The sequence below is a fragment of the Kitasatospora sp. NPDC004745 genome, from assembly GCF_042873275.1.
Taxonomy (GTDB): domain Bacteria; phylum Actinomycetota; class Actinomycetes; order Streptomycetales; family Streptomycetaceae; genus Kitasatospora.
In genome coordinates, this window is the sequence record NZ_JBIALK010000019.1 from 181,390 (window position 1) to 187,389 (window position 6,000).

General features: G+C 73.8%; 5 protein-coding genes, 1 tRNA gene and 1 pseudogene. 4 read left to right on the forward strand and 3 right to left on the reverse strand.

All coding sequences use genetic code 11. The features are described from left to right. Positions 1 to 181: 181 nt before the first annotated feature. From ACFYUY_RS27525 to ACFYUY_RS27535, 3 genes are all read left to right on the forward strand, one after another. The gene (locus ACFYUY_RS27525; RefSeq protein ID WP_387904521.1) at positions 182 to 1,276 is read left to right on the forward strand and encodes an SGNH/GDSL hydrolase family protein; all 1,095 of its coding nucleotides are present in this window, start codon (positions 182 to 184) and stop codon (positions 1,274 to 1,276) included. 62 nt (positions 1,277 to 1,338) lie between these two features. Continuing rightward, on the forward strand, positions 1,339 to 2,559 hold the full coding sequence (locus ACFYUY_RS27530; protein WP_360210958.1) for an acetyl-CoA C-acetyltransferase: 1,221 nt from the start codon (positions 1,339 to 1,341) through the stop codon (positions 2,557 to 2,559). A gap of 290 nt (positions 2,560 to 2,849) precedes the next feature. After that, positions 2,850 to 3,797 (forward strand): hypothetical protein, encoded by a 948-nt coding sequence (locus ACFYUY_RS27535; protein ID WP_360210960.1) that lies wholly within the window; start codon positions 2,850 to 2,852, stop codon positions 3,795 to 3,797. A gap of 125 nt (positions 3,798 to 3,922) precedes the next feature. Here ACFYUY_RS27535 and ACFYUY_RS27540 read toward each other — a convergent pair whose 3' ends face one another. The 3 genes from ACFYUY_RS27540 to ACFYUY_RS27550 all read right to left on the reverse strand — a co-directional run bounded on the left by ACFYUY_RS27540 (position 3,923) and on the right by ACFYUY_RS27550 (position 5,501). Further along, the gene (locus ACFYUY_RS27540) at positions 3,923 to 4,306 is read right to left on the reverse strand and encodes a hypothetical protein (RefSeq protein ID WP_360210962.1); all 384 of its coding nucleotides are present in this window, start codon (positions 4,304 to 4,306) and stop codon (positions 3,923 to 3,925) included. Positions 4,307 to 4,407: 101 nt separating this feature from the next. After that, positions 4,408 to 5,280, reverse strand: a complete 873-nt coding sequence (locus ACFYUY_RS27545) for a Bax inhibitor-1/YccA family protein (RefSeq protein ID WP_387904525.1) — start codon at positions 5,278 to 5,280, stop codon at positions 4,408 to 4,410. 139 nt (positions 5,281 to 5,419) lie between these two features. Then, a tRNA-Leu gene (locus ACFYUY_RS27550) sits at positions 5,420 to 5,501 on the reverse strand. Between the two features lie 391 nt (positions 5,502 to 5,892). Here ACFYUY_RS27550 and ACFYUY_RS27555 point away from each other — a divergent pair. Continuing rightward, positions 5,893 to 6,000: pseudogene (locus ACFYUY_RS27555) on the forward strand (ABC transporter ATP-binding protein); the annotation flags it as partial.

Consider the following 6,000-nt stretch of genomic DNA (forward strand, 5'->3'; position numbering starts at 1 on the left):
CGCCCTTCCGCCCCGGCCGCCCCGCGCCCGGCCCGGCGGCCCCGCCCCGCGGCACGGCCTGACCGGTCCCACCAATGGCCGAGCACGACAGGTAGCCCCGGCCCCCGGGCGGGTAGGAGGGGTGTGCAGGCACCGCCGCGGCCCCGGAGGGGGCGGCACGAGGACGCGAAGGGGGCAGCGGATGCCAGGGGCACAGGACTCGCGGGCCCGGGTGGCCCGCCGGATTGCCACCGCGGCGGCGTACGGCGGCGGCGGGCTCGGCCTGCTGGGCGTCGGCCTGGTGGGCGTGCTGCTGACCGAGAGCAAGCTCGCCGTCCAGGCGATCGGCGTCCTGGAGGGCGACCCTCCCAAGGCCGACGGCGTCTACGGCGAGGCCTTCGCCGACAGCACCGCCGTGCCGCAGCCCCCGCTCGTCCTCGCCGTCCTCGGCGACTCCACCGGCGCCGGCCTTGGCGTGCTGCGCTCCCGCGAGACCCCGGGCGCGCTGCTGGCCGCGGGCCTGGCCTCGGTGGCCGAACGCCCGGTCCGGCTGGTCAACGTGGCGCGGTCCGGCGGCCGGTCCGCCGACCTCTCCGGCCAACTGGAACAGGCGCTGCCGCACCACCCCGACGTCGCCGTGATCATGATCGGCGCCAACGACGTGACCCGGCACAGCCCGGCGCAGCTGGCCGTCCGCCACCTCGGCGAGGCGGTGGCGGCGCTGCGGGCGAACGGCTGCGAGGTGGTGGTCGGCACCTGTCCGGACCTCGGGACGATCAAGCCGGTGCGCCCGCCGCTGCGCTGGGTGGCCCGCCGGCTGAGCCGCCAGCTGGCGGCCGCGCAGACCATCTCGGTGGTGGAGGCGGGCGGGCGGACGGTCTCGCTGGGCTCGCTGCTGGGCCCGGAGTTCGCGGCGCGGCCGGAGATGTTCGCCGCCGACCGCTACCACCCGTCCGCCCAGGGCTACGCGACCGCGGCGATGGCCGTGCTGCCCTCGGTCTGCGCCGCGCTCGACCTGTGGCCGGAGGAGGAGCGCCCGACGGCGCCCGTGCCGGGCGGGCGGGTGCTGCCGGTGGCGGTGGCCGCGGCGGCCGCGGCCGGGCGTTCGGGCACCGAGGTGGCGGCCGTCGAGGCGGAGGGCGCCGGGCGCCGCTGGGCCCTGCTGCGCCACCGGCTGCGGGTCGGCCAGCCCGCTGCGGGCGCCGCAGGGGAGCCCCTGGCGGACACCGCCGGGGGCGGCGCACCGGGCGCCGGGAACACGTCGGCCAGCTCACACGCCGCTACGGGTGACGCCTGATCTACCAGGCGGTAACTTTCCTCCCGGACGTCCGTCCGCCGCCACTCAGCGAGGAGCCCGCCATGCCCGAAGCCGTCATCGTCAGCGCCACCCGTTCGCCGATCGGCCGGGCTTTCAAGGGCTCGCTCAAGGACGTCCGCCCCGACGACCTGACCGCCCACGTCATCCAGGCCGCGCTGGCCAAGGTCCCGCAGCTCGACCCGCGGCAGATCGACGACCTGATGCTGGGCTGCGGCCTGCCCGGCGGCGAGCAGGGCCACAACCTGGCCCGCATCGTGGCCGTCCAGATGGGCATGGACTACCTGCCGGGCGCGACCATCACCCGCTACTGCTCCTCCTCGCTGCAGACCACGCGGATGGCACTGCACGCGATCAAGGCGGGCGAGGGCGACGTCTTCGTCTCGGCCGGCGTGGAGACCGTCTCGCGCAGCGTCAACGGCACCTCGGACGGCCTGCCGGGCACCATGAACCCGCTCTTCGACGAGGCCCAGGCCCGCACCGCCAAGCGCGCCGAGGAGGGTGGCGGCGAGTGGCACGACCCGCGCGAGGACGGGCTGCTGCCGGACGCCTACATCGCGATGGGCCAGACCGCCGAGAACCTGGCCGCGCTCAAGGGGATCACCCGCGCCGAGCAGGACGAGTTCGGCGTCCGCTCGCAGAACCTCGCCGAGGCCGCCATCGCCTCGGGCTTCTGGGACCGCGAGATCACCCCGGTCACGCTGCCCGACGGCACCGTGGTGAGCAAGGACGACGGCCCGCGCGCCGGCGTCACGCTGGAGGCCGTCTCCGGCCTGAAGCCGGTGTTCCGCCCCGACGGCACCGTGACCGCCGGTAACTGCTGCCCGCTGAACGACGGCGCGGCCGCGCTGGTCGTCATGTCCGACACCAAGGCCCGCGAGCTGGGCATCACCCCGCTCGCCCGGGTGGTGTCCACCGGCGTCAGCGCGCTCTCCCCCGAGATCATGGGCTACGGCCCGGTCGAGGCCTCCAAGCAGGCGCTGCGGCGGGCCGGCCTGACCATCGACGACATCGACCTGGTGGAGATCAACGAGGCCTTCGCCGCCCAGGTGATCCCGTCCTACCGCGACCTCGGCATCGACCTGGACAAGCTGAACGTCAACGGCGGCGGCATCGCGGTCGGCCACCCCTTCGGCATGACCGGCGCCCGGATCACCACCACGCTGATCAACTCCCTTCAGTGGCACGACAAGCAGTTCGGTCTGGAGACCATGTGCGTCGGCGGCGGCCAGGGCATGGCGATGGTCATCGAGCGCCTCAGCTGACCCCCGCCGGACCCGGTGAAGGGTCTGGACCACCCATTTGGAGTGACGTAGAGTAATTGAGGGCCGGATCACACCGCGAGGTCGATCCGGCCCTCTTTTCGTTCGTTTCCGGTCCGGAAATCGACACTGCGGAGCGGATCAACTCCACTGCGTAGAACGGTGTTACCTAACAATTTGGGGACAAGAGCGAAAGTCTCGGACAAATTAGACATTCGCCACTGCGGTAACAGCCCCCCATGCGGCAGTGTGGAGACGTAACCCCGTTCCGCTCCTCCCTAGGAGTACGTTCCGTGAGCGCCGTCTACACCATCCTGCTGCTGATCCTGATCACCGTGTCGACCGCCGTGCTGTTCCACCTCCGGGGGCTCTCCCGCCGGCTGGACGCGCAGGCCGCGGCCGAGGCCGCGCCCGCACCGGTCGACGAGGCCGCGATACGCCGGGCCGTCACCGAGGCCCTCGCCGCCGACCGCGAGCGGGAGATCACCGAGGCCCGGGCCTTCTGGGCCGAGCAGGAGGCCCGCGCGGCCGAGGACGCGCCACTGTTCGACTCGCCGTTCACCGGGGTCTTCGCCGGCACCGACGAATGGCCCCTCTTCTTCCCCCGCCCCACCGGCCCGCAGGACGCCGCCGACAACGCCGGCACCATGGACCCGGAGTTCGGCGAGGCGCTGCGCTCCGCGCTGGAGGACCTCATCAACGAGGGCGGCCCCGCCGAGCCCGGCGTCGACGGCGGATCGCCGCTGCGCCCCGGCCACCCGGCCGGCGCCGGCTCCACCGAGGTGACCGGGGAGGCCCGCGCCCGCCGCGAGGCCGACCTGCTGGCCACCGGCCTGGAGGCCGGGCTGCTGGACACCGACCCGGTCGTCGAGGACGCCCCGGCCGCCGCGCCCGACCCGCGCCGCCACCCCTCGCACCCCGACTTCGTCCCCAGCCAGGCGCCGTCCCGCGAGTGGACCGACACCCGCCTGGCGTCCCTCGCCGAGGAGGCCGTCGCCCTCGTCGACGTCCGACCCGGCCCGCTGGGCACCCTCGACGTCTACGCCTTCGCCGACGGCACCACGCTCTGCGTGGCCCCGGGCGACCGGGAGGCCGCCTACCGGCTGATCGACGCGGTGCGCGCCGGTGAGCACGTCCGACTGCTCGGCGGCTCGCGCTTCTCCGGCTCGTACTCGCTGACCTTCTCCACCGACGACGAGGCCGTCTACGTGCTCGCCGACCGGGTGGTCGCCAGCATCTGACCGCAGCAGGACGACAGCAGCAGCGACGAAGGCCGGCCGGGTCAAGGGGTTACCGACCCGGCCGGCCTTCGTCCTGTCCGGCTTCGGGGCGCGCAGCGCGCCCCCGAGGCCGGTTCCGGCGGCTCCTAGGCGCAGAGCTCCGTCGTCCCGCGCACCGCGGCCAACGCCTCCGCCAGCACCGCGGAGGCGGCCCGCGGGCCCTCCGGCAGCGACACCCCGGCCTCCGCCGGCAGCGCCGCGAGCGCGGCCGCCAGGTCGTGCCCGGCGACGGCCAGCTGGTCCCCCACCGCGAACGCCCCGGCGTCCGGGAAGTCCCGCGGCGCCCCGCCCTCGACCGCAAGCGCCAGCGCGGCCAGCCGCCGGGCCAGCGCCAGCGCGGCCGCCGCCCGGGACTCGTGGCCGGGCACGGCACCCAGCAGCCTGCTCTGCGGCAGCGAGCGGAAGCGGTCCGCCAGCGCGTCCACCGCGTCGATCAGGGGCTGTCCGTCCAGGGGCTGTACGTCATGCATGGCAAGGAGCCTAGGGGTCAGGACCCGGGCACGACGCCGCCGGGCCCCCGGAGCAGCAGCTCCGGGGGCCCGGCGGCAGTGGTTCGCGACGGGAGGGACCCTTAGTCGTCGCCCCGCAGGATCGCGATCAGGCGCAGCATCTCGACGTAGATCCAGACCAGCGAGAGGGTCAGCCCGAAGGCGGCCCGCCAGGCCTCCTTCTGCGGCGCACCCTGGGCGATGGCCTCCTCGATCGCCGCGAAGTCCAGCGACAGGAAGAACGCGCCGAGGCCGATGCCGATCAGGCCGACCACGATGCCCAGCGGGCCGGAGCGCAGACCCATGTCGGCACCGAACGCCATCGCGATCATGTTGACCAGCAGCAGCAGCACGAAGCCCATCGCGACCGCGATGCCGATCCGCGTGTACCGCGGGGTGACCCGGATCCGGCCGCTCTTGTAGGCGAACAGCATCGCCGCGAAGACGGCGGCCGTGCCCAGCACGGCCTGGATCGCGATGCCCGGCCAGATGGTGTTGAAGGCGTGGGTGACCGCGCCGAGCGCGAAGCCCTCCAGGCCCGCGTAGAGCAGGATCAGCGGCGGGCTGACGCTGCGCTTGAAGGAGACCACCAGGCCGACCACCATGGCCACCAGGCTGGCGCCGATCGCGACCCCGAAGTTCTCGAAGGGCAGCGCGAACCAGGCGACGGCGCCGGCGGCGACCAGGGTCAGCAGCGTCATCGCGGTGCGCGCGACCACGTCGTCGAGCGTCATCCGCCCGGTGGCGGCCGGGCCGGCGGACGGCCCGTTGTACATCTGGTAGAGCTGCTCGTCCGTCAGCGGGCCCTGGCCCTGCGGCTGCTGGGCGTAAGGGGTCCCCGCGTACGGGTTGGTGCCGTACTGGCCCCCGGCCTGCGCGCTGTTGCCGAACCCCGCGTAGCCGGGCTCGCGGGTGAAGGACCCCTCCCGCGAGAAGACCGGGTTGCTGCTTCTCATTGCTCATTCCCTCCGTGGCGGCACTGCACCGCCCAGCCACCAGGGTAATGGCTTGGCAAAAATATCGGGATACGCCGCGAGGAGGATCACTGGACGACTCCCGGCGGGGACGCCGTCGGCGCCCCCGCGAGTCGAGCGGTGCCCGGAGCCGGACTCGAACCGGCACGGCCTCGCGGCCAAGCAGTTTTAAGCTGCCCGTGTCTGCGTTCCACCATCCGGGCGTCCTGTGGACTGACCGCGTCACCGGCCGGAGGAGAAACGCTCCGCCCCGGTGCGGGCCACCCCTGAGCCTAGTCGCCCGCCTCACTCTTTCGCATGTTCCCAGCCAGGGAAGTTGTCATGTTTCCTTGCCATCTGACGAACAGTCCGCGATTCGGCCACGAAGTGCACCGGTTCCGGCCATCGCCCCGGGCTCAGGGTCGGCGTCATACCGCAGGAGGAGGGCGTCACCTGGCCGTACAACCAGCGGCGGTCAGGCCAACCGTCCGGCGGAGCGACGAGAAACCATGATCACGCAGCGGAGCATGGTGCTACGGCCGGACGCCCCTGGCAGCCCGCCGTACAGACGCCCGGCGCGTCACCCACAGCCCGCCACCAGCAAGGAGCACCCCCGTGACCTCGTCGACCGCAACCGCCGTCCGCACCGGCCGGGCGGCCGCCCGCGCCACCGGCCTGAACAAGGTCTACGGGGAGGGGGAGACCCGCGTCGTCGCCCTCGAC